Genomic DNA, 1,125 nt, shown 5'->3' with positions numbered 1-1,125 from the left:
AAAAAGGAAGCCGAAGCTTCCTTTTTCAATCGTCCTAAATAATTAGGCGATGATTTTTGCTACCACACCGGCGCCTACTGTACGGCCACCTTCACGGATTGCAAAACGCAGACCTTCGTCCATCGCGATTGGGCAGATCAGAGTCACTACCATCTTGATGTTGTCACCTGGCATTACCATTTCTACGCCTTCTGGCAGTTCGATGGTACCGGTTACGTCAGTTGTACGGAAGTAGAACTGTGGACGGTAGCCTTTGAAGAATGGAGTGTGACGACCACCTTCTTCTTTGCTCAATACGTATACTTCTGATTCGAATTGAGTGTGTGGAGTGATGGTACCTGGCTTAGCCAGTACTTGACCACGTTCAACTTCATCACGCTTAGTACCACGCAACAGAACACCTACGTTCTCACCTGCACGACCTTCGTCCAGCAGTTTGCGGAACATTTCTACACCAGTACAGGTAGTCTTAGTAGTGTCATGGATACCCACGATTTCTACTTCGTTACCTACGTTGATGATACCGCGTTCTACACGACCTGTTACTACTGTACCACGGCCTGAGATTGAGAATACGTCTTCAATAGGCAACAGGAATGGGTGGTCGATGTCACGTACTGGTTCTGGGATGTATGAATCCAGTGCTTCTGCCAGTTCGATGATCTTAGCTTCCCAATCTGCTTCGCCTTCCAGTGCTTTCAAAGCTGAACCTTGAATTACTGGCAGGTCATCACCTGGGAAGTCGTATTCAGACAGCAGTTCACGAACTTCCATCTCAACCAGTTCCAACAGCTCTTCATCATCAACCATGTCACATTTGTTCATGAATACGATGATGTATGGTACGCCTACCTGACGTGACAACAGGATGTGCTCACGAGTTTGTGGCATTGGGCCGTCAGTCGCAGCTACTACCAGAATCGCGCCGTCCATCTGTGCAGCACCAGTGATCATGTTTTTAACATAGTCAGCGTGGCCTGGGCAGTCTACGTGGGCGTAGTGGCGAGTTGGTGTGTCATATTCGATGTGTGAGGTATTGATGGTAATACCACGATCACGCTCTTCTGGAGCGTTATCGATTGCAGCGAAGTCTTTTGCTTCACCACCGTAGGTTTTAGCCAGTAC

Annotated in this window: 1 protein-coding gene; it reads right to left on the bottom strand. The window is 48.3% G+C overall.

Annotation, left to right across the window (positions count from 1 at the left end; all coding sequences use genetic code 11):
• Nucleotides 1-42: 42 nt before the first annotated feature.
• On the bottom strand, nt 43-1,125 hold a 1,083-nt coding region (gene tuf / locus HR45_RS18875), incomplete at its 5' end, for an elongation factor Tu (RefSeq protein ID WP_037445926.1).

This window comes from Shewanella mangrovi (assembly GCF_000753795.1).
In the GTDB taxonomy this organism is placed as follows: Bacteria; Pseudomonadota; Gammaproteobacteria; order Enterobacterales; family Shewanellaceae; genus Shewanella; species Shewanella mangrovi.
The sequence above is the reverse complement of the archived record's forward strand: the minus strand, read 5'-3'. Positions and strand labels throughout refer to the sequence as shown.